The following is a 21,278-nucleotide window of genomic DNA, read 5'->3' as shown; positions in this document are numbered from 1 at the left end:
TTTTACTTCACGCAATCAGGTTTTGGCTGAATATCAACCGCCCCAGTCAGCATTAATGAGTGGGGCGCTTTTTGTTGTAAAAACAGCACCAAGCCCTTTGCTCACCCGAATCACTTAGGATTAAATGCATCGGGATGCTTTCAGTTACCGCTTTTAAGGTATTCACTGTTGGTGTCTTCTTCTTTCGGCAGCACTTCCGGCGGGATCTCATTAAACCAGATATTCAGTTTTTGGCTCAATTTGTCAACGCCGATTTTTTTCGTTGCAGAGAAGGCTTCAACTTGAATGTCACCCATAAACGGTAGCACGGCTTCTCGCACCATATTGAGCTGGGCTTTACGTGCGCCAGAGGCCAGCTTGTCGGCCTTGGTTAGCAGCACCAATACCGGCGTGCCGACATCGACTGCCCATTGGATCATCTGCTGGTCAAGATCTTTTAGCGGATGACGGATATCCATCAGCACCACCAGCCCTTTCAGGCAATTGCGCATTTGTAGGTATTCACCTAGCGCACGTTGCCATTTGCGTTTCATTTCTTCCGGCACTTCAGCATAGCCATAACCCGGTAAGTCTACCAAGCGATGACCCTCTTCGACTTCGAACAGGTTGATCAGTTGGGTGCGCCCCGGCGTTTTACTGGTACGTGCCAGGCTTTTCTGGTTCGTCAGGGTATTTAACGCGCTGGATTTACCGGCGTTGGAGCGGCCAGCAAACGCGACTTCAATACCTTCATCCCCCGGCAGATGGCGAATATCGGGCGCACTGGTGACGAAATGGGTCACATGATAGTTGTAATTCTTGCTGGTCAAAGTTTTTCGTCTCCGTGGGGATGGCTAATAGGTTGGCGATTATAACTTTATCAGCGGTAAAATGATGCGTTTCTTTGTTTTTAAGCAACGGGCCAGTAGGGGGTCGCAGTGGTGCGCGTAGCATGAATATCCTTTTCGATAAGGTACGAAAAAGTCCGGCAGCTTTACCTGCTGCCTTTTTTCTTTGTCTGCTTTCTGCTAGATTCCGCTGCGATTCTATACTGAATCTACCTACCTAAGAGCATACGCCATGAATCAGCCATCAAAAACACCTCACATCCCCCGCAACAGCGCGGCGAAGCCAAAAACAAAAAAGAAAAGCCGTGTAGAGCTTGATCAGGAAGCCCGTGAGCGCAAACGTTTGAAAAAAAGCCGTGGTCATGCCGCCGGCTCCCGCACTCAAGTCAGCAACCAGAAAAACAAAGCGGCGGCAGAAGCCAAAGATCCGCGTATCGGCAGTAAAGTGCCAGTGGCGCTGGTGGAAACCAAAGCTAAAGCCAAGCCACAGCCTAAACCCAAGGCTGAGGTCAAACCACGTCTATCACCGGAAGAAGAATTGGCGAAGCTGGAAAATGACGAACGTCTGGATGCATTACTGGATCGCCTTGACGGGCGCGACACGCTAAACACGGAAGAGCAGGCTTACGTTGACCAGATGCTGGATCGCATCGATGTGTTGATGGATCAACTGGGCATCGAGTTGGGTGATGACAAGGAAGAAAAACAGGAAGACATTCTGAAACTGCTAAAAAGCGGTAACCCGAATGACATATTTTAACGCGCCATAGGGCTGTTCCCGACCATAGCCACACTCTTGTTGTGTTATCTGCTGTGGCTATTCAGTACACTATGGTGGCTGTCTAAGCGCAAAGCGCGTTTGCGCAGTGCTTCCGTGGCCAGACAGTGTAGACCATTGCCCCTCTCCGGCCCGGTAGGAAAAAATATCGGAAGGAGTGAGCAAGCATGTCAGAACAGCCGATCGTCTGGGATTTGGCCCTGATCCAGAAATATAATTACTCAGGGCCGCGTTATACCTCATACCCTACGGCACTAGAGTTTAACCAGAGCTACGACCACGCGATGTTTCAACGCGCCGCTGCACGTTACCCCAAACGTCCGCTGTCGCTGTATGTACATATCCCTTTCTGCCACAAACTGTGCTATTTCTGCGGTTGCAACAAACTGGTGACGCGCCAGGCGCACAAAGCTGAGGAATACCTACAGGTGTTGGCGCGTGAAATCGCCCAGCGAGCGCCGTTGTTTGCAGGCCGCCAAGTTGTCCAGATGCACTGGGGTGGGGGTACGCCGACTTACCTGACCCAGGTGCAAATCAGCCGGCTGGTAGCACTGTTACGTCAGCACTATGATTTTCTGCCTGATGCGGAAATGTCGATTGAGATTGATCCGCGCGAGATTGAGCTGGACATGCTCGACCATTTACGCAGCGAAGGCTTTAACCGCCTGAGCATGGGCGTGCAGGATTTCAACAAACAGGTGCAGCAACGGATCAACCGCGAGCAGGATGAAGAATTTATCTTTGCCTTAATCGCCCGTGCCAAAGCATTGGGTTTCCATTCTACCAATATCGATCTGATTTACGGCTTGCCAAAGCAAACGCTGGAAAGCTTCGCCTTCACATTACAGCAAGTGGTAGTGCTAAACCCGGATCGCCTTAGCGTATTCAACTATGCACACTTGCCGAATCTGTTTGCTGCCCAACGCAAGATCAAAGACGCTGACCTGCCCAGTGCACTGCAGAAACTGGATATTTTGCAGCAGAGCATTGAGGCGCTGATCCAGGCCGGCTACCAGTTTATCGGCATGGATCACTTCGCACGGCCAGACGATGAGCTGGCGATCGCCCAACGGCAAGGTAGATTGCATCGTAATTTCCAGGGCTACACCACCCAAGGTGACAGCGATCTGCTAGGGTTGGGGGTTTCCGCCATCAGCATGCTTGGTGACAGTTATGCGCAGAACCAGAAAGCACTCAAGAGCTACTACAGCAGTATAGAGGCGCAGGGCAATGCGCTGTGGCGTGGGCTAACGATGACGGAAGACGATTGTTTGCGGCATGAGGTGATAAAAATGCTGATCTGCAATTTCCAGTTGGAGTATCAGCCGATAGAACGGCAATACGACATCGATTTTTCCGCTTATTTCGCCGAGGATCTGCAACTGCTTGCGCCGTTTGAACACGATGGATTGGTAGAACGCGACCAACAGGGCATCTGTGTGACGCCTCGTGGCCGGTTGCTGATCCGCAATATCTGCATGTGTTTCGATAGCTACCTGCGTCAGCAGGCGCGCAACCAGCAGTATTCTCGCGTAATCTAAAGCATGAAAAAACAGCCGTTTGTGAAGTGAACCCCATGAGCTTATCGTGCATTTCTTCTGACTTCGAGAAACAGATAGTCCTGTGGGCCAGTCGTTTAAGATGGGTTCGCAAATTGAGATTATGCCGCTCTATCCGCTGGGTATATTTTTTGGGTCTTCCACCCAAGTTGCGGAAGACCCATTTTTACATCGGTACTAACATATCAGTTCGTTGATTTTAAGGCCAAAGTGTTCAGTTATATCGATCGCGTGGTGTTTTGGACGCTGGCTCACTGGCTGGCCCGCAAATACCGTATAGGTATTGCATCCCTGATGAAGTGGTGGTGTAAATCACCGAAACCGGGCCAGAGTAAGACGTGAGTTTTATTTGGTAAAACCAATAACGGCAAGCTCAATGGTGAAATATTGTACCGGTTGGTCGGGCAAGGCAAGAAGCTGTTCCGTTGGCGTTTGCCTGAAGGTAATCCTTATCTGAGGACAGAAGTCAGAAACACATCGCGTTTTACTGAAGTGGCAATGGCGTTCGCCAGCATTTAAATGGAGAGCCGGATGCGCTGAAAGGTGCACGTCCGGTTCGGAGAGGAGAGGCAGGGAAATAGTCCGACTACGCCCTGCCTCTTACTCTACTACGTACCTGGTAGGGCCGGCTCTATCTGGCCGTGGTCATCGATCTGTTTGCCCGTAATGTGGTGGGCTAGCCAATGAAACCGACGCTGTCGCGTGAACTTGCACTGGATGCACTGCTGATGGCCGTCTGGCAGCGTAAAACTGCCGAAAGCGTGATGGTGCACAGCGATCAGGGCAGCCAGTATGGTAGTGATGACTGGCTGCGGTTCTGCCGGGGCAATAATCTGACCCCGAGCATGAGCCGCCGTGGCAACTGTTGGGATAATGCTGTGGCAGAATCGTTCTTCAGTTCGCTAAAAAAAGAACGTGTCAGAAAGCGAATATATAAAACCCGGGACATGGCCCAGGCGGATATCTTCGATTACATTGAATGTTCTACAACCGAACCTGGTGCCACAGTCATCTTGGTGGCGTCAGCCCTGAGGCCTTCGAAAAGGCCTCACCGTGAGGACAGAAAATGTCTACCGGAACGGGGGCACTCCAGTTTTGAGCGGCTATTTTGTTAACTGAAGAAGTTAATTAGCGTGGCGCACAGCACCGCAGCGATCGCCACTTGCGGATTATGGCAGGCGGCAGCGCCAAGCTCCGCGCCTTGGGAAATTAATTCGATGAATGAACCCTGCATCGTTAGCCTCCTATCTACGTGTGCGACCCGATCATACCGCGTTGGTACGCGCTGTAAAGCCTGAGTGTGCTGGTTTTTTGTACGTGTTATGGAAAGATTTTATAATCGACATGGCTAATCCATACCCAGTTCTTTCAGCTTGCGGGTCAGGGTGTTTCTCCCCCAACCCAGCAGCCGTGCGGCTTCCTGCTTATGCCCCTGGGTGTGGCGTAGCGCCGTAGCGAGTAGAGTGCGCTCCAATTCGGGCAGCACTTCCGACAGCAGGTCTTGATGACCGGAATGCAGCGCGTGATCGGCCCACTGAGCTAATAGCGTTGCCCAACTACCTGGCGTGTTGTGGTCGCCACTTTCCGGCTTGGTAGTTTCAAACAACTCGCCTGGCAGATCCTGGAGCAGCACCTCCTGTCCGGCGGCCATCACCGTCAGCCAGCGGCAGGTGTTCTCCAACTGGCGCACGTTGCCCGGCCAGGGTAGGCGAGTTAGGGCGGTTTCGGTTTCTGGATGCAGATTCTTCGCTTCTACGCCCAGTTCTTTGGCTGTGATTTGCAGAAAGTAGCGTGCTAGCCGTGGGATATCCTCACAGCGCTCACGCAGCGGCGGCAAATGTACGCGGATAACGTTCAGGCGGTGGAATAGATCCTCACGGAATTTGCCTTCCCGCACCCGCAGTTCCAGATTCTGATGGGTGGCAGCGATGATGCGCACATCGACCTTGACTGGCGCATAGCCGCCGACTCGGTAGAACTGACCGTCCGCCAGTACGCGCAGCAAACGCGTCTGTACATCCAGCGGCATGTCACCGATTTCATCGAGGAACAGCGTACCGCCATCAGCCTGTTCAAAGCGGCCTTGTCGGATCTGATTGGCACCGGTGAAGGCCCCTTTCTCGTGGCCGAACAGCTCGGACTCGATCAAATCTTTGGGGATTGCGGCCATATTCAGGGCAATAAACGGTGATTTGGCGCGTGGGCTATGGCGATGTAGGGCATGAGCGACCAGCTCTTTGCCGGTGCCCGATTCGCCGTTAATCAGCACGCTGATCGACGAGCGCGAAAGGCGACCGATGATACGAAATACGTCCTGCATCGCTGGGGCTTCGCCGATGATGTCCGCCGCAGGATCGTTGGTCGATTGGTTGCGCGTTGGCTGCTGCTGCTCCTGATAATGGCTGATAGCACGTTCAACCAACGCTACTGCTTCGTCGATATCGAAGGGCTTGGGCAGGTAATCGAAAGCTCCTTGTTGATAGGCGCTGACGGCAGCATCCAGATCTGAATGCGCGGTCATTATGATGACCGGAAGCATCGGGTGACGCTGTTTTATCTGCCTGAGCAGCGATAAACCGTCTATCCCCGGCATACGGATATCGGACAGCAACACGTCAGGCGTTTGTGTTGCCAAAGCTTCCAGCACGTCATCGCCGTTGCCGAAGCTGATGCAGTTCACACCTGCACCAGCGAGCGCGCGCTCAAGCACCCAGCGGATGGAGCTATCGTCATCGACGATCCAGACAGTCCCTCGTTGCATAGCTACCTCGACTTATGAATAGGCAGGTAGACCGAGAATTCGGTATGACCGGGCCAACTGTTAAATTCAATTTTTCCGCAATGTTGATCGATAAGATTACGGGCGATGGATAATCCCAGACCGGTACCGCCTTCACGGCCACTGACCATCGGGTAGAACAGGGTATCCTGCAACTGTGCTGGCACGCCGGGGCCGTTATCTCCAATATCGATGCGTGCCGCCAGCCGGTGGCGAGTGCCATGCAGGGAGATCTGGAACGCGGTGCGGGTACGCAGCGTGATGATGCCGCCTGCATCACCCAGCGCCTGCAAGGCATTGCGGGTGATGTTCAATAGCACCTGTTCTATTTGCTCTGGGTCGTGGGTGATGTCAGGCAGGCTCGGGTCGTAATCGCGCACCAGCTTGACGTTATACGGCTTTTCCAATGACACCAACTGGAAAACTCTCTCCACCACCTGATGGATGCTTTGGGTGATGTACAAGCTCGGTCGTTGAGGCCCCAGCAGGCGGTCAACCAGGTTGCGCAGGCGATCAGCCTGTTCAATGATCACTTTAGTGTATTCGGTCAGTGCTGGATCGGGCAGCGCCTTAGCCAATAGCTGGGCTGCACCGCGCAGGCCACCGAGCGGATTTTTGATCTCATGAGCCAGACCACGCACGAGATCACGGGCGGCGATCTGCTGAGCATGTTGCAGTTGTTCCTGGCTTAGGCGGCGCTGGTTGTCCATCGGTGCCAGCTCGATCAAGATATGGCCCTCAGGCAACGCTTGGGCAGTTAGAGAAAGGATATGCGCGCGTCCATCGACCACCAGAGTTACTTCGTTGTCGGTGAAGCCCTGGCCAGCATGCAGGCTCTCACGCATCAGAGCAATATCCAGTGAAAAATAGCCGAGTAAATCGGGCAGCGGCGTGCCGAAAAGTTTACGGAAACTTTGCGCCAGTAGCTGCTGTGCCGCTGGGTTAGCGTAGTGAACCGCAAGCTGATTATCCAACAGCAGGATACTGTTGATGAGAGAATTAAGGATCTGCCCTGCATCGGGCAGTTGGCCAGTGGCCATACGGCAGACTCCTGCACCTTTTTAGTGCGCCTGTTCTACTCCATCCGTGATGGTTGTTGTACGGAATAGTTTTGCAGAAAATACGGTGGAGAAGAGACCTATCCTAAGATGGGCTAAAAGTGTCCACGGCAACATAAAAGTGGGTGCCGCCCGCAGACGGCACGGTATAGCTTAAACGCTGTAGTACAACTCGAACTCAACCGGATGTGGTGTCATGCGAACGCGATCCATCTCTTCCTTACGCAGTTCGATATAAGCATCGATCGCATCGTCGGTGAATACGCCACCACGGGTTAGGAACTCGCGGTCTTCGTTCAGTGCTGTTAGGGCTTCATCCAGAGAACCCGCCACTTTTGGGATCTCAGCCTCTTCCTCCGGCGGTAGGTCATACAGGTTTTTATCCATCGCATCGCCAGGGTGGATCTTGTTGATGATGCCGTCCAAGCCAGCCATCAGTAATGCGGCGAAGCACAGGTATGGGTTGGCCGCTGGGTCTGGGAAACGAGCTTCGATACGGCGTGCTTTGGGGCTGGCGACCACCGGGATACGGATGGAGGCGGAACGGTTCCGAGCTGAGTAAGCCAACATCACTGGCGCTTCGTAGCCTGGCACCAAACGCTTGTAAGAGTTGGTAGTCGGGTTGGTCAGGGCATTGATCGCTTTAGCGTGTTTGATGATGCCGCCGATGTAGAACAAGGCTATTTCAGATAGGCCACCGTATTTGTCGCCAGCGAACAGGTTGTTGCCATTCTTGGACAACGACATGTGGCAGTGCATGCCGGAACCGTTGTCACCGAATATGGGTTTCGGCATGAAGGTTGCAGTTTTGCCAAAGGCGTGTGCCACGTTGTGTACCACGTATTTATAGATCTGAATCTCGTCGGCTTTCTTGGTCATGGTGTTGAAGCGAGTAGCCACTTCATTCTGACCTGCGGTCGCTACCTCGTGGTGGTGTGCTTCAACCACCAGACCCATTTCTTCCATGGTCAGACACATGGTAGAACGGATGTCTTGTGAAGAATCGACCGGGGGAACCGGGAAATAACCGCCTTTCACCGCCGGACGGTGGCCTTTGTTGCCGCCATCGTAAGTGGTGCCGGAGTTCCATGCGCCTTCGATATCGTCGATAGCGACATGGGAACCACGGAGGCTGCTGCCGAAACGAATGTCATCGAACAGGAAGAACTCTGGCTCTGGGCCGAACAGCATGGTGTCGGCAATACCGGAAGAACGCAGGAAGTCTTCTGCACGTTTGGAGATGGAGCGCGGATCGCGATCGTAGCCTTGCATGGTACCCGGTTCGAGAATATCGCAGCGAACGATCAAGGTGGATTCTTCGAAGAATGGATCCAGTACCGCCGTGCTGGCATCGGGCATTAACACCATGTCAGATTCGTTGATGCCCTTCCAACCGCCGATTGAGGAACCATCAAACATTTTACCTTCTTCGAAAAAGTCGGCATTCACCTGATGAGCCGGGATGGTGACATGTTGTTCCTTACCCTTGGTGTCGGTGAAACGCAAGTCTACGAATTTCACTTCATGCTCATGTAGCATCGTCAAAACGTGTTCAGCGGACATACTTACTTCTCCCGGATTTATCATTGTCGTCGTCGTGACGAATCTATGGAACTGGCTTTCTTGCCTTTGAAAAGGGTAAAGCGAAAACTGTGCCAACTTTTCATCAGTACTTTTGCCGATTTGCTGTGCGGGTTTTGCACCCTTCCAGCTTGCACGATCACCCCTGCAAAGCACTGCCATGGTGCGATTTGAGTCAAATATAGCACCATTATGGTGCGGTTGTACGCCGATGGTGCTTTTTGCCCCGTGAAAGGGCTTGCAAACTGACCGCTACGCTATTGTTTATAAGAAGGGTGGTGATCTTGTTCAGTCCCTCGCTTAATACGTGTACAATAGCGCGCTATTTCTAATGCCAGAGGCAAAGCTGTGATCGAAAATTTGCGTAACATTGCCATTATTGCCCACGTTGACCATGGTAAAACCACCTTGGTTGATAAGCTGCTGCAACAATCCGGTACTTTCGGAGAGCGAGTAGAAGCCACCGAACGCGTAATGGACTCCAACGATTTGGAGAAAGAGCGTGGGATTACCATCCTCGCAAAAAACACCGCCATTAATTGGAAGGACTACCGCATCAACATCGTGGATACCCCAGGACACGCCGACTTCGGCGGTGAGGTAGAGCGAGTGATGTCAATGGTTGACTCGGTGCTGCTGGTTGTGGATGCAATGGATGGCCCTATGCCGCAAACCCGCTTTGTGACGAAAAAGGCCTTTGCCAACGGCCTGAAACCGATCGTGGTCATCAACAAGGTTGACCGTCCTGGCGCGCGTCCTGACTGGGTTGTTGATCAGGTGTTCGACTTGTTTGTTAACCTTGATGCGACCGACGAGCAGCTGGATTTCCCAATCATCTATGCATCCGCTCTGATGGGTATCGCTGGGACTGATCATAACGACATGGCGGAAGACATGACCCCGCTGTATCAGGCGATTGTTGATCATGTATCGGCACCGCAGGTTGAGTTGGAAGCGCCGTTCCAGATGCAAATATCTCAACTGGACTACAACAACTACCTAGGCGTGATCGGCATTGGCCGCATCAAGCGCGGTAAAGTGAAGCCAAACCAGCAGGTCACTATCATTGATAGCGAAGGCAAAACTCGCAACGGTAAAGTTGGCAAAGTGCTGGGTCACATGGGTCTAGAGCGTATTGAGTCTACTTTAGCTGAAGCGGGTGACATCATTGCCATCACCGGTCTGGGCGAGTTGAACATCTCCGACACCATCTGTGATACTGCCGCAGTGGAAGCACTGCCAGCATTGTCTGTGGATGAACCGACCGTAAGCATGTTCTTCAACGTCAACACTTCGCCGTTCTGCGGCAAAGAAGGCAAGTTCGTGACATCACGTCAAATCCTTGAGCGTTTGAACAAGGAATTGGTGCACAATGTGGCACTACGCGTTGAAGAAACCGAAGACGCTGATGCGTTCCGCGTATCTGGCCGTGGCGAGCTGCACCTGTCTGTTCTGATTGAAAACATGCGTCGTGAAGGTTTCGAACTGGCGGTTTCCCGTCCGAAAGTCATCTTCCGTGAAATCGATGGTCGCAAGCAAGAGCCGTTCGAAAACGTCACGCTGGATATTGAAGAGCAGCATCAGGGTTCTGTGATGCAGGCGATGGGTGAGCGTAAAGCGGACTTGAAAAACATGGACCCAGACGGCAAAGGCCGTGTGCGTCTCGACTACGTGATCCCAAGCCGTGGTTTGATTGGTTTCCGTAACGAATTCATGACTATGACCTCCGGTACCGGTTTGCTGTACTCCACCTTTAGCCACTACGACGATGTGCGCCCAGGTGATGTAGGGCAGCGCCAGAACGGCGTACTGATCTCTAATGGTCAAGGTAAAGCGGTAGCGTTCGCGCTGTATGGTCTGCAAGATCGCGGTAAACTGTTCTTGGGCCACGGTGCGGAAGTGTATGAAGGCCAGATCATCGGTATTCACTCACGTTCCAACGACTTGACCGTCAACTGCCTGACGGGTAAGAAGCTGACCAATATGCGTGCTTCTGGCACTGACGAAGCGACAACCTTAGTTCCGGCCATCAAAATGACCCTGGAGCAAGCTCTGGAGTTTATCGATGATGATGAACTGGTAGAAGTGACGCCAACCTCGATCCGTATCCGTAAGCGTCATCTGACGGAAAACGATCGCAAGCGTGCCAGCCGTGGCTCTAAAGACGCTTAATCGCTGAATTAGCTATGCTCAGGGCGCGATTCTCGCGCCCTGATTTTTTCTTCCGCAATCCCCCATTTGTGCGACGTTTCTCTCTGCCCCCTAATTAATCTTTTCTCTAACAGTGAAATTTTATCGGCTGATGAGGAGAGGATTATTCCGTATCTATTTGGTTATATACAGATTTTAAACCTGTGCTGGGTGTATGGAGCCATCATGAGCGGCTCGCCACTATCGCTGAACATTTTGATACCGGAAGAATACCGTCTGATAAATAATCAAGCCGAGATCTCAAAAAGTGCATGGAACTAAAGTCGGTGTGCTTGCAGTACTCTCAAACACCGATCGCCTGCACTGTAACAATTACTGACCGCAGCACGACCCTGAAGTCGCTGCCGCTGCAGACCATCTATATCTGCCGTAGGATCTCGGCGTGTGCAAGCTAGACACCAATATCTATCAGCATGTGCTGAACGCGGAAAACACGCCGCCTAATGTTAATAATAATTTGATTATTATCCTGAGAGTATCGCTGCTGCACAAGCGTTGGGGATCAAAGCTGTATGGGTCATCGATCGCAAAATTGTACCTACAGATTTTCATGAGAGTATAAAAAGTTGTGAAAAATCCTATATAACATGAACTTAATGCTTATTGATTTATTTAAAATATATATATATTTCAATACTATACATTAAAATAACATTTTTTGTTTTTTAATTGTTGTAATGAGATCTGTCTGATTGTAACATTTATTGGCATTGGTTTGTCGAGAGTACTCAGAGGTGCAAGGGGCAAGGATGATTCTCATGGCTTATTTGAGCAGGTGTAAAAAACATCAACTTTATTTATGAATAAAATCATTGAGAATTAAAAAAGTAATGAAACTAATAATTCAAATACCTTGTTTCAATGAAGCAGAAACCCTTTCTACGACATTGTCTGATTTACCACGAGTAATGGCTGGGTTTGACTCTGTTGAGTGGCTGATTATAGATGACGGAAGTCAAGATAATACCGCTGAGATTGCAAGATTATGTGGTGTCGATCATGTGGTGCGTCATACGGGAAATCAAGGGCTTGCTAAAGCCTTTATGACCGGACTAGATGCGTGTTTAGAGCTAGGCGCTGATGTTATTGTGAATACTGATGCTGATAATCAGTACAACGCTGATGATATTCCTGCGCTAGTAGAACCTATTCTACAGCATCAAGCAGAAATGGTGATTGGTGCTCGCCCAATATCTACGATAGAACATTTTTCTCCAATAAAAAAATTACTTCAAAAAATAGGCAGTTGGGTTGTTAGAATTGCGAGTAAAACAGATATACCTGATGCGCCAAGTGGTTTTAGAGCGATGACGCGATCCACTGCTCAACGATTGATGGTATTTAATGACTATACCTACACATTAGAGACTATTATTCAGGCTGGGCAGAAAAACATAACAATAACGTCTATTCCTGTTCGTGTAAATGAAGATCTTCGACCTTCTCGTCTAATAAAGAGTATACCTTCTTATATTAAGATAAGCATTATTACTATCGCCAGGATTTTTATTATTTATCGACCATTTCGATTTTTTGGATATATCGGTATTATTTTGTTTAGCATAGGTTTTTTATTAGGGCTACGGTTTCTATATGCATTTATTAGTGGTGAAGGTTCTGGTCATATTCAATCACTTATACTTGCTTCAGTGCTACTGGGAATGGGGTTACAAACAATACTTATTGCTTTTGTCGCGGATCTCTTATCAGCAAATCGTAAAATTTTAGAGGATATTCGTTTACGGGTTTTAAATTTGGCAAAATATGATTGCAACCGAAGTGATGATTAAAATCTAAGTTTGCAGATCAACTAAGGGTTATCTAGTGAGCATGAAGATTTCTGGCGGTGTCGAAGAAAATGGCGTTGTTGTAGGAAATTCTTACGACAAATATGGCTCAAAAAACCCTATTGTTAAGAAGATGATGAAGGGGTTTAAATCTGCCCTATCAGATCTCGTCCTAGAATCATCGCCTTTGTCGATCCATGAAGTAGGGTGTGGGGAAGGATACTGGGTTCTACAATGGAACAAGTTAGGATTCAATGCCAGGGGGTGCGATTTCTCTAGTCACTGTATTGATATTGCGAAAGAAAATGCTATTGCTTGCGAAGTATCCCCGGAAAAATTTAATGTTTGTAGTATTTATGAACTGGATCAAGCACGCGATACAGCGGATTTAATAGTTTGTTGTGAAGTACTTGAACACTTAGAGCATCCAGAGGCTGCTTTGGCCGCTCTTCAACGTGTCGTAGGGCAAAGTTTAATTATCAGTGTGCCAAGAGAGCCTATTTGGTGTGGGCTTAATCTGGCCCGTGGTAAATATCTTTCTCAGTGGGGCAATACCCCTGGGCATCTGCAGCATTGGTCTAAATCAAGCTTTATCCACTTGGTTTCTAAATACTTTGACGTTGTTAAAGTCAGAAGTCCTTTACCATGGACCATGCTTCTTTGTCGGCCCTCTGCTCGATGACTGTAACCCCTGTTTTAAAACGAACTCTGCATTGGATGGGTAATGGATTGGCAATCATAGGTATTTTCTTCGTCATCCTACGATTGTATAGAGATTGGCACGTTCGTGATCTTTCTTACATTAGCCTAAATATTTGGCTCGCTGTTACCTGTCTTGCCATATTCTACTGTTTTGACAGTTTCCTACTGGCTTTTGCCTGGCGCAGGATATTGAAAAGTTTAGGTGTTGATGTTAGTCGTGCTTGGTCTATTAAAATTTATGGCATATCCCAGTTAGCAAAATATGTTCCTGGTAACGTTTTTCATATTGCGGGACGGCAAGCCTTGGGGATGTCTGCCGGTATTTCTGGTGGTATTTTAGCGAAATCAACGGGTTGGGAAATTGGATTGATATCTGTTTCTGGTGCGGTATTTTCGTGGCTAGTATTACCTTTATTAATTCCCTTTGTAACTTTGCCTACAAGTATTGCTTTAATACTGCTAACGATAGTTGGGTTAGGATACATTCTATATAGATTTTTTAGCTTTCACCTATTTTTGGCGTTCATATATCAAATCTCATTTCTTCTTATTTCTGGTGGAATATTCGTTATTCTTCTGGGAGCGCTTGTTCAGAATGAAGGGGGGGAGCATCTACAAGCGTGGATATTTATATGCAGTGCATACGTAGTTGCCTGGTTAGTGGGGTTGGTAACTCCAGGGGCACCTGCAGGTGTCGGTGTACGTGAATTGATTTTACTTTTTTTACTTAAAGGATTGGTCAATGATGAAGATTTACTTATGGCAGTTGTTCTGGGTAGGATATTAACCTTTGCAGGAGACTTATTATTTTTCAGTCTCTCTTCATTTTTTTTAATGATAAAAAAAGAGATAAAAAATGAATAAAAGACAGCAATGGCACTTACAAGATTACATTTTATTAATAACATCTCTCTTTTTTATGCTTTTCTTGAATGGTGCGATACCTTTTGTAACGATACCTACATTGGGGCAGGCAATATGGACTTCTGGATTTGCTCGATCCATTGCAAATGGTTCTTGGTATAACATTTTTGCTCATGATTTTGGTATTCCTCAACCTGCTGCGATCGCATTTGGATTATCAGGAGCCTGGTTAGAAAGCCTCTTTATCCGGTTCGGTATGGCTCCTTTTGATGCTTATTCTTGCATGAGCGCATTTTGGTTGATGGTAGCATTTTTCTCTGCGATTAAAATCAGTGACATGTTTGGTGCACACCGTCGTCTGGCTATTCTTAGTGGCTTACTCTGGATGAGTATGCCCATTATTTGGGCACATGCTGGATATAGCATGCTTTCTCTGGGGATCGCATTATTATCTTTTTATTTCTTAGCGGTATTCAACATTTTAAATATTGAGAGCAATCCCACAAAAAAAAATTTTATTTCAGTGATTCTTTATTTTATTACCGTCGTTATATCCGTGTTCATGGACGGTTATACGTTTATGATGTTTGCAACTGGGGCAAGCATTATTTTTTCTTTTGTATTTATAGCATCATCTAAGCGCCGTCATAGTTTACTGAAAGTTGTGTTACCAGTTCATGTAATTAGCTTTCTTATAGCGTACTTTTTATTCGCAAAATACATTGGAAAATCGAATTTTGAGTCATACAGCATGGATTTTTTTAGAGGTTGGGGACTTGACTTATCATTTATTGTTCAACCAACAAAAACAGTCTTATGGCTACCTGATTTTCTCGGGTTAAGTATAAATAGATCAGATAGTATCTATTTTGGTGATTATTCTGTTTGGGTAACGACATTTTCATTACCAATCATTATTATAGGTTTATTTTCTTGGTATAAGACTAAAAAGAGAAATTATTTGTCAACAGGCATACTATTGGTTGCCACTCTAGGGTTTTACATGGCATTGGGTCCCTCTTTAAAGATAAACTCAATAAAACCTGAGCAAATGCAGATTAACTCACCTCACCAACAAAGTGCACTTATGCCTGCGGAGTTAGCAATATTGCCGACTGGAAATGCTTGGGTTTCAGAATCAATTCCTGGGTTCAATGTGATGAGAGCATCCTATCGTTGGTCTGCTCTTGGGATCTTCGCTTTATGGATGTTAGTCATAGTGTGGGTTTCACAAGTAGAGAAAAAATATCAGGTAATATCAGGAAGTATTTTGTTTTTCTTACTTTTACTTAATATTCCTAACTTAGCCAATCAATGGCAAAGGGGAGTGATTGCTCGTAAAATGTTCCATAAGATTGATGATGAGATCGCATTCCCATTACGTCAAAAAATAAATGGGGCTGAAAAGGTCGCCTTTATCCCTTGGGGAAACGACTTTCTTGTAAATTATTTAGCATCCATCGGGGATTTTAGAACATTTAATATTGGTGGGGATAAAAATCTTGTAGAAGCCCAGAGGTTTTGGCCAACGGGTATGCAGTCGTTTAATGACGGGGTATTAAATGCGGATAAAATCCCGGCGCTAACTAAAATGTTCTTAGATAATTCGGTGGATGTGGTTGTCATCCCCTATGTTCATTTGTTGTGGTCTGCGCATCGATGGCCATGTCGCCAGGATGCTGAGGATCCAATGAAATTATCATCAGACTCCCTATGTCTATCTCAGCGTAAGTCGGAACTAGCCTCGACAATTCATTCCCTGGCTGCATTACCTTACCTGGATGTTGTAGATAACACCCTTTTTGCGATTGTAAAACTTCGCCCCGAATTTACTGGTAGTGAACCGTTGTTAACTTTTTTGCTGAGCCAAATTGACTACCCTATAGAAGTGGGATCTCGTTTCAAAGACAACGTTGTCCTTTTTACTCAAGGTTGGCATAACGTGGAGGAAAATCTAATTTGGTCGCAATCCCACGCAAAGTTAATGCTGCCAGTTCCAGAAGAATGTGTTTCACAGCATTGCTATGCTGTTCTCAAGTTTACTGTTTTTGGTGCATCTCCTGCCAGATCGGTTAGGGTTCATTTTAGTGTTTCTGGCTGGAACCAGAATGTACGCTTTTCCTCTACCGACCTTAATGAGATCGCGATCCCTTTGGGTAACGCTAGTGGACGCCAAGAAATCACCCTCACTGTTCCTGAAGCGATATCACCGGAAAAACTGTTAGGGGCATCGGATAGCCGAGAATTAGGAATAGCACTTCAACGTATTGAGCTTTCTATAAAATAAATCATCAAAATAAAAGGGTCATTTTGTTGGGCGCAGGCGAGCCACCTCGCCCAGGGGTTACTACTACCGCTAGTCATGGTGGTGTTGGTGTTGTTTGCTGGTGTATCGTGTTACTCGGCGCGGAAATCACCGACTCCTGCGAGGAATATCGTGAACCGCAAGAGGCGGAAAAACAGCAGCGGCAACAAGAAGGGCAGGAATATATGATCGCGTTAATTCAGCGGGTGTTAAGCGCCAGCGTGGTGGTTAAGGGTGAGACGGTCGGCAAGATAGGTTCCGGGTTGCTCGTGTTGCTGGGCGTGGAGCAAGGCGATAACGAACAAAAAGCAGACCGCCTGTGCGAACGGGTGTTAGGTTATCGCATTTTCGGCGATGAGAACGACAAGATGAACCTCAACGTGCAGCAGGCGGGGGGTAGCGTGCTGGTGGTGTCGCAGTTTACTCTGGTGGCGGATACCCAGAAAGGCATGAGGCCCAGTTTCTCACGCGGTGCGGTGCCGCTGGAAGCCGCAAGCTTGTATCAGCATTTTGTTGGTCAGTGCCGCGAACACGGTATAGAGATCCAGACCGGCGTGTTCGCCGCCGACATGCAAGTGGCGTTGGTGAACGATGGGCCAGTGACATTCTGGCTACAGGTCTAAGCATTCAGAGAGAGAAAGCGTCTATGTATCACCTACGAGTTCCAGTAACAGAACAAGAACTGAAGGAATATTACCAATTTCGCTGGGAAATGCTGCGCAAACCGCTACACCAGCCGGTGGGGTCGGAAAAAGATGCCTATGACGCCATGGCACATCACCGAATGGTGGTGGACGAGGGCGGGAAAATTGTCGCTATCGGGCGGTTGTCTATCAATGCCGATAACGAAGCGGCGATCCGCTTTCTGGCGGTAAACCCAACAGTGCAAAATAAAGGCCTGGGTACGCTGATGGCGATGACCTTGGAGTCGGTTGCACGTCAGGAAGGCGTAAAGCGGGTGGTGTGTAGCGCCCGCGAGGACGCAGTGGACTTTTTCGCCAAGCTGGGCTTCGTCAATCAGGGTGATATCACCACTTTACAGGCTACCCCGATCCGCCACTTTCTGATGATCAAACCGGTGGCGACGCTGGACGATATACTGCACCGCCCCGACTGGTGCGGCCAGTTGCAGCAGGCTTGGTATGATCACATTCCGTTGAGTGAAAAGATGGGTGTGCGCATCAACCAGTACACCGGCCAGCGCTTTGTTACCACCATGCCGGAGATTGGCAACCAGAACCCACACCATACACTGTTCGCTGGCAGCTTGTTCTCGTTGGCCACTTTGACCGCCTGGGGGCTGATCTGGCTGCTGCTGCGCGAACGCCATCTGGGCGGTACCATTATTCTGGCGGATGCGCATATCCGCTACAGCAAACCAATCACTGGGCGACCACGGGCGGTGGCGGATCTTGGCTGGTTGAGTGGCGATCTGGCTCGCCTGGCGCGCGGCCACCGCGCTCGCGTGCAAGCCGAAGTGCATTTGTTCGGTGACGATGACAAAGGCGCGCTATTTGAAGGTACTTACCTGGTGTCACCGGCGGAGAATCGTTTCTGCGCTACGGCAATGGCTGATTGACCGTTTGGCCGTCGCTGGCGGTGACCATCAGTGTACCTTGCAGTGAGCTTTTAAATGGCTGCTCGCTGTTCAATAACCCTTTCAGCCGCAGTTGCAGGTTGCCGTCACCGGTCAGCGGCACCGGCTGCCATCCCCACTGTTGCAAAATATTCATCGGCACCGAGCGGCCGTTCAGCGATAACTGAAACGGCTTGCCCGGCCGCTGATCTACCGTGGCCTCGGCCTCCAACAATCCTTGCGGCACCATGAAGGCACTAAGCTCGGTGACGTTGATCTGCCCAGTGTCGGCGTTCAACGCCAGCGAAGGGTGACGCACGTCGACTTTGTTGAAGGTGGCCTCGCTACCGTTCAGGTTCAGCGCGCCACCCCAAATGCCCCACTGATGATCGCATGCCAACAGTAAGTGACCGCCGTAGCCATCCAGCGCAGTGATCTGGAATGGGAAATGAGGATTGATATCGATGATCAGGTTGCGGTTGGTGGTCAGCTTGTTGACATAAACCTCCGCCAGCCATGCTGGCAACGGTTGCAGCCACAATTCGCGCCAGTTGATGGGTAAGGTGTATTCCAACGCCGCCATGGTCACTTCATCCAGTTGCAAACGCTTGGTAGCGCGCAGCCAGTGGCCGGAAGTACGTAGCAGGCCCCCTTCCCAGCGGGTGATGAATTGTTGGATAGCGATGCCAGCAGATGACAGCCGCAGAGTCATGATGGGATCGATTAGGTGGAAATCGCCGTTGATCATATCGCTGGCATTGAAGTTCAGCGAACCGTCCTGGCTGCGCCAGTCGCCCTGTCCAAAGCTGATATTTTGTAGCGAAAGGTCGACGTTATTGAACGCCCATTCCTTACCTTCCAAGCGTGCATCGATCAGGTCAACGTGTTTGAGGGTGAATGTTGGCAACGTACTGAAGCGTTGCATCAACTGTTCCAGTGTCAGCGGCGTTTGCATACGCACACCGCTCAACCGCAGACGTTCTACCTGCCAACTGCCGTTGGCGGCGCGGCTGGCGGCTCCGGTCAGGTTGCCCTGTGCCAGATCAGCACCGACGTTGTTTAGCAGGAGCTGGTTGTGCTTCAGTTCACCCTGTATTAACACCTGCGAGGCCGGGATGCCGTTTAGCGTCACCGAGCCAGCGCTAAATTGAAATTGGTTGTTCTCCCCAAATAAATGGTTGGCCTTAGGTTGCCAGGGCGTGATGCCGGCATTGACCTTTTGCGCGTTGAGCTGCCAGTGCTCATCGCTAGAATGCAGCGCCATGTTGCTCAGTTGTAACACATCAGCTTGCAGCGGTAGCGCTGTCGCCTGTGGTTGGATGTTCAGGGTGCCATCGTGTAGCGTGACGTGGTGAAAATAGCGCGGTTCGGTGATCTGGCGCAGGCTGAGGCCAAGATCGATCCGCTTGGCGACCAACGCTTGGTTGCTCCTCGTCAGTTGGACGTCCTCCAGCCTAATTTGATCCGGTTGCTGCCACGAGTACGAAATTTTCCCCACTGAAAAGCGGTATTCATTATTGTCGCTGATCCAACTGCTCAGACAGCCTGCCGCCCAGCGGGTTTGCCCAACCATGAACAGCAGCATGATGGCCAGCAGCGCGAGCAGCAGCAACGTCAACAACAATTTCCTGATAAACTTCATTGCCTATACCCGTAGCGGTCAAAAAGATACCCTGTTTATGCCGCAATTGGTCGGGCAGCTCAAGGGCAATGATCTGATAAAAAATAAGAAAATGGTCGTGAGCGGCCGTTTAATCAAAATCGGGGTTTTTGTGCTCGTGCGGAAACACCAGGTTTAGCACGATGGCGGTAATGCCGCCGGCGGCAATGCCGGAAGACAGCAAAGTTTTCAGCCAGTCCGGCGCGAATTGCAAGATCAACGGTTGCTGGGATACGCCCATGCCAACGGCCAGCGACAGCGCCATGATCATGATGGCACGGCGGTTCAGGCGTTCGCGTGACACAATACGTACACCGGAGGCGGCGATGGTGCCGAACATCACGATGGTAGCACCGCCGAGCACGGGTTCAGGAATATGCTGGACGCAACCCGCTACTGCCGGGAACAGCCCTAATGCCATCAGCATCAGCGCCACCACAAAGCCAACGTAGCGGCTGGCAACGCCGGTCAGTTGGATCACCCCATTGTTCTGGCCGAAACAAGAGTTGGGGAAGGTGTTGAACACCGCCGATAACATAGAATTCAGGCCGTTGGCAAGCACACCGCCTTTTAGACGCTTCATATACAGCGGGCCACTGACTGGCTGTTCGGAGACATCGGAGGTGGCAGTGATGTCGCCGATGGTTTCTAGCGAAGTAACCATAAAGATCAGCATCAGCGGCAGCAGCAAGTTCCAGTCAAAACCCAGGCCATAGTAAAGCGGTGTTGGCAGGGTGATGGTTGCCGTCTGGGACACCCGTTCACTGGCGGGTAGCATGTCCATCGCCCAAGCCAGCAGGTAGCCGACCACCATGGCGATCACCAGCGAGGCAACGCGCAGGTAGGGATTGCGCTGCCTGTTTAGCAAGATAATCACCACCAACACCGCACCGGCCAGCAGCAGGTTTTTCGGCGCGCCGAAACTGTGATTGTTCATTGCGGCATAGCCGCCACCGATGGAGGTCAGCCCTACTTGAATCAACGACAGGCCGATAATCATTACCACGATGCCGGAGACCAATGGAGTAATGATGCGGCGTGCCAGATACAGCACCCTTGACAGTAGGATCTCGGTGCAGGAGGCGACCACCAGCGTGCCGAACAGCGCGGCCATCATGGTCGGCACCTCTGCACCGCCGTTTTTCAACGCCAGGCCACCCATGATCAGCGGCGAAACAAAGTTAAAGCTGGTGCCTTGAATCGATAGCAGACCGGAACCCACCGGCCCCCAGGTTTTGATTTGCAGTATAGACGCCAGACCGGAAGCAAACAGCGACATGCTGATGATGTGCTGAGTATCCTGCGCCGGTAAACCCAGCGCTTGGCAGATCAGCAGAGCCGGGGTGATCACCGCCACAAACATCGCTAACAGATGCTGACCGGCGGCAAACAGCGTTTGCGGCAGTGGTGGGCGATCTTCCAGGCGATAAATCAGTTCACTGGTACGAGGGGGAGCGGCGTCTTTTTGCGCAGCATCAAGCTCGGAAGATGGCAAGGTCATGGTGTAGCGTTTCCTGAACGTCAAAGAGGGTATTTTAATGAACCGCTGTGTAAAAGCAAACGGTTGCGCCTAACAGCCTATCCCAGTCAG

The 21,278-nt window shown here is 49.9% G+C and carries 16 protein-coding genes and 3 pseudogenes; 11 read left to right on the top strand and 8 right to left on the bottom strand.

Annotated features, from left to right (window positions below; all coding sequences use genetic code 11):
- Positions 1-140: 140 nt before the first annotated feature.
- A complete protein-coding gene (gene yihA / locus SYMBAF_RS15710) occupies positions 141-809 on the bottom strand; it encodes a ribosome biogenesis GTP-binding protein YihA/YsxC (protein ID WP_040263893.1) in 669 nt (222 codons plus the stop codon).
- 250 nt (positions 810-1,059) lie between these two features.
- Here yihA and yihI point away from each other — a divergent pair, with 250 nt between their 5' ends.
- Positions 1,060-1,587, top strand: coding sequence for a Der GTPase-activating protein YihI (yihI, locus tag SYMBAF_RS15705; protein WP_040263891.1), 528 nt, complete (start codon positions 1,060-1,062; stop codon positions 1,585-1,587).
- Between the two features lie 185 nt (positions 1,588-1,772).
- Entirely contained in the window at positions 1,773-3,146 is a 1,374-nt protein-coding gene (gene hemN / locus SYMBAF_RS15700) for an oxygen-independent coproporphyrinogen III oxidase (RefSeq protein WP_040263888.1), read from the top strand.
- A gap of 31 nt (positions 3,147-3,177) precedes the next feature.
- Here hemN and SYMBAF_RS15695 read toward each other — a convergent pair.
- Positions 3,178-3,297: pseudogene (locus SYMBAF_RS15695) on the bottom strand (IS1 family transposase); the annotation flags it as partial.
- Between the two features lie 50 nt (positions 3,298-3,347).
- Between SYMBAF_RS15695 and SYMBAF_RS15690 the strand changes: the two are divergent.
- Positions 3,348-3,683: pseudogene (locus SYMBAF_RS15690) on the top strand (group II intron reverse transcriptase/maturase); the annotation flags it as partial.
- 80 nt (positions 3,684-3,763) lie between these two features.
- A pseudogene (locus tag SYMBAF_RS15685) lies at positions 3,764-4,221 on the top strand (IS3 family transposase); the annotation flags it as partial.
- Between the two features lie 54 nt (positions 4,222-4,275).
- Here the strand turns inward: SYMBAF_RS15685 and SYMBAF_RS15680 are convergent.
- The 4 genes from SYMBAF_RS15680 to glnA all read right to left on the bottom strand — a co-directional run bounded on the left by SYMBAF_RS15680 (position 4,276) and on the right by glnA (position 8,564).
- Positions 4,276-4,398: a YshB family small membrane protein gene (locus SYMBAF_RS15680; RefSeq protein ID WP_152609042.1), complete on the bottom strand. Its 123-nt coding sequence runs from the start codon at positions 4,396-4,398 to the stop codon at positions 4,276-4,278.
- A gap of 114 nt (positions 4,399-4,512) precedes the next feature.
- Positions 4,513-5,925: a nitrogen regulation protein NR(I) gene (glnG, locus tag SYMBAF_RS15675; RefSeq protein ID WP_040263886.1), complete on the bottom strand. Its 1,413-nt coding sequence runs from the start codon at positions 5,923-5,925 to the stop codon at positions 4,513-4,515.
- Between the two features lie 2 nt (positions 5,926-5,927).
- Positions 5,928-6,983, bottom strand: a complete 1,056-nt coding sequence (gene glnL, locus SYMBAF_RS15670) for a nitrogen regulation protein NR(II) (RefSeq protein WP_040263885.1) — start codon at positions 6,981-6,983, stop codon at positions 5,928-5,930.
- Positions 6,984-7,154: 171 nt separating this feature from the next.
- On the bottom strand, positions 7,155-8,564 hold the full coding sequence (glnA, locus tag SYMBAF_RS15665) for a glutamate--ammonia ligase (RefSeq protein WP_040263883.1): 1,410 nt from the start codon (positions 8,562-8,564) through the stop codon (positions 7,155-7,157).
- A 366-nt stretch (positions 8,565-8,930) separates the two neighbouring features.
- Between glnA and typA the strand changes: the two genes are divergently transcribed.
- From typA to fabY, 7 genes are all read left to right on the top strand, one after another.
- The gene (gene typA, locus SYMBAF_RS15660; protein WP_040263881.1) at positions 8,931-10,754 is read left to right on the top strand and encodes a ribosome-dependent GTPase TypA; all 1,824 of its coding nucleotides are present in this window, start codon (positions 8,931-8,933) and stop codon (positions 10,752-10,754) included.
- A gap of 869 nt (positions 10,755-11,623) precedes the next feature.
- A complete protein-coding gene (locus SYMBAF_RS15655) occupies positions 11,624-12,583 on the top strand; it encodes a glycosyltransferase family 2 protein (RefSeq protein WP_040263879.1) in 960 nt (319 codons plus the stop codon).
- Positions 12,584-12,623: 40 nt separating this feature from the next.
- Positions 12,624-13,262, top strand: coding sequence for a class I SAM-dependent methyltransferase (locus SYMBAF_RS15650; protein ID WP_082026848.1), 639 nt, complete (start codon positions 12,624-12,626; stop codon positions 13,260-13,262).
- On the top strand, positions 13,226-14,146 hold the full coding sequence (locus SYMBAF_RS15645; protein WP_052447646.1) for a hypothetical protein: 921 nt from the start codon (positions 13,226-13,228) through the stop codon (positions 14,144-14,146). Before SYMBAF_RS15650 ends, SYMBAF_RS15645 begins: the two co-directional genes overlap by 37 nt.
- Positions 14,139-16,433 carry a TBC domain-containing protein gene (locus SYMBAF_RS15640; RefSeq protein ID WP_040263877.1) on the top strand — a complete coding sequence of 765 codons (2,295 nt, stop codon included), beginning with the start codon at positions 14,139-14,141 and terminating at the stop codon, positions 16,431-16,433. Before SYMBAF_RS15645 ends, SYMBAF_RS15640 begins: the two co-directional genes overlap by 8 nt.
- 203 nt (positions 16,434-16,636) lie before the next feature.
- On the top strand, positions 16,637-17,074 hold the full coding sequence (gene dtd / locus SYMBAF_RS15635; RefSeq protein ID WP_037388436.1) for a D-aminoacyl-tRNA deacylase: 438 nt from the start codon (positions 16,637-16,639) through the stop codon (positions 17,072-17,074).
- Between the two features lie 23 nt (positions 17,075-17,097).
- The gene (gene fabY / locus SYMBAF_RS15630; RefSeq protein ID WP_040263875.1) at positions 17,098-18,030 is read left to right on the top strand and encodes a fatty acid biosynthesis protein FabY; all 933 of its coding nucleotides are present in this window, start codon (positions 17,098-17,100) and stop codon (positions 18,028-18,030) included.
- Here the strand turns inward: fabY and SYMBAF_RS15625 are convergent.
- Positions 18,011-19,669: an AsmA family protein gene (locus tag SYMBAF_RS15625; RefSeq protein ID WP_040263873.1), complete on the bottom strand. Its 1,659-nt coding sequence runs from the start codon at positions 19,667-19,669 to the stop codon at positions 18,011-18,013. The genes fabY and SYMBAF_RS15625 overlap by 20 nt on opposite strands.
- A 109-nt stretch (positions 19,670-19,778) precedes the next feature.
- Positions 19,779-21,188, bottom strand: a complete 1,410-nt coding sequence (locus tag SYMBAF_RS15620; protein WP_040263870.1) for a nucleobase:cation symporter-2 family protein — start codon at positions 21,186-21,188, stop codon at positions 19,779-19,781.
- Positions 21,189-21,278: the final 90 nt, after the last annotated feature.

The organism is Serratia symbiotica (assembly GCF_000821185.2).
Taxonomy (GTDB): Bacteria; Pseudomonadota; Gammaproteobacteria; order Enterobacterales; family Enterobacteriaceae; genus Serratia; species Serratia symbiotica.
Note: the sequence above shows the minus strand (reverse complement) of the source record. Positions and strands in the feature narration are given on the sequence as shown.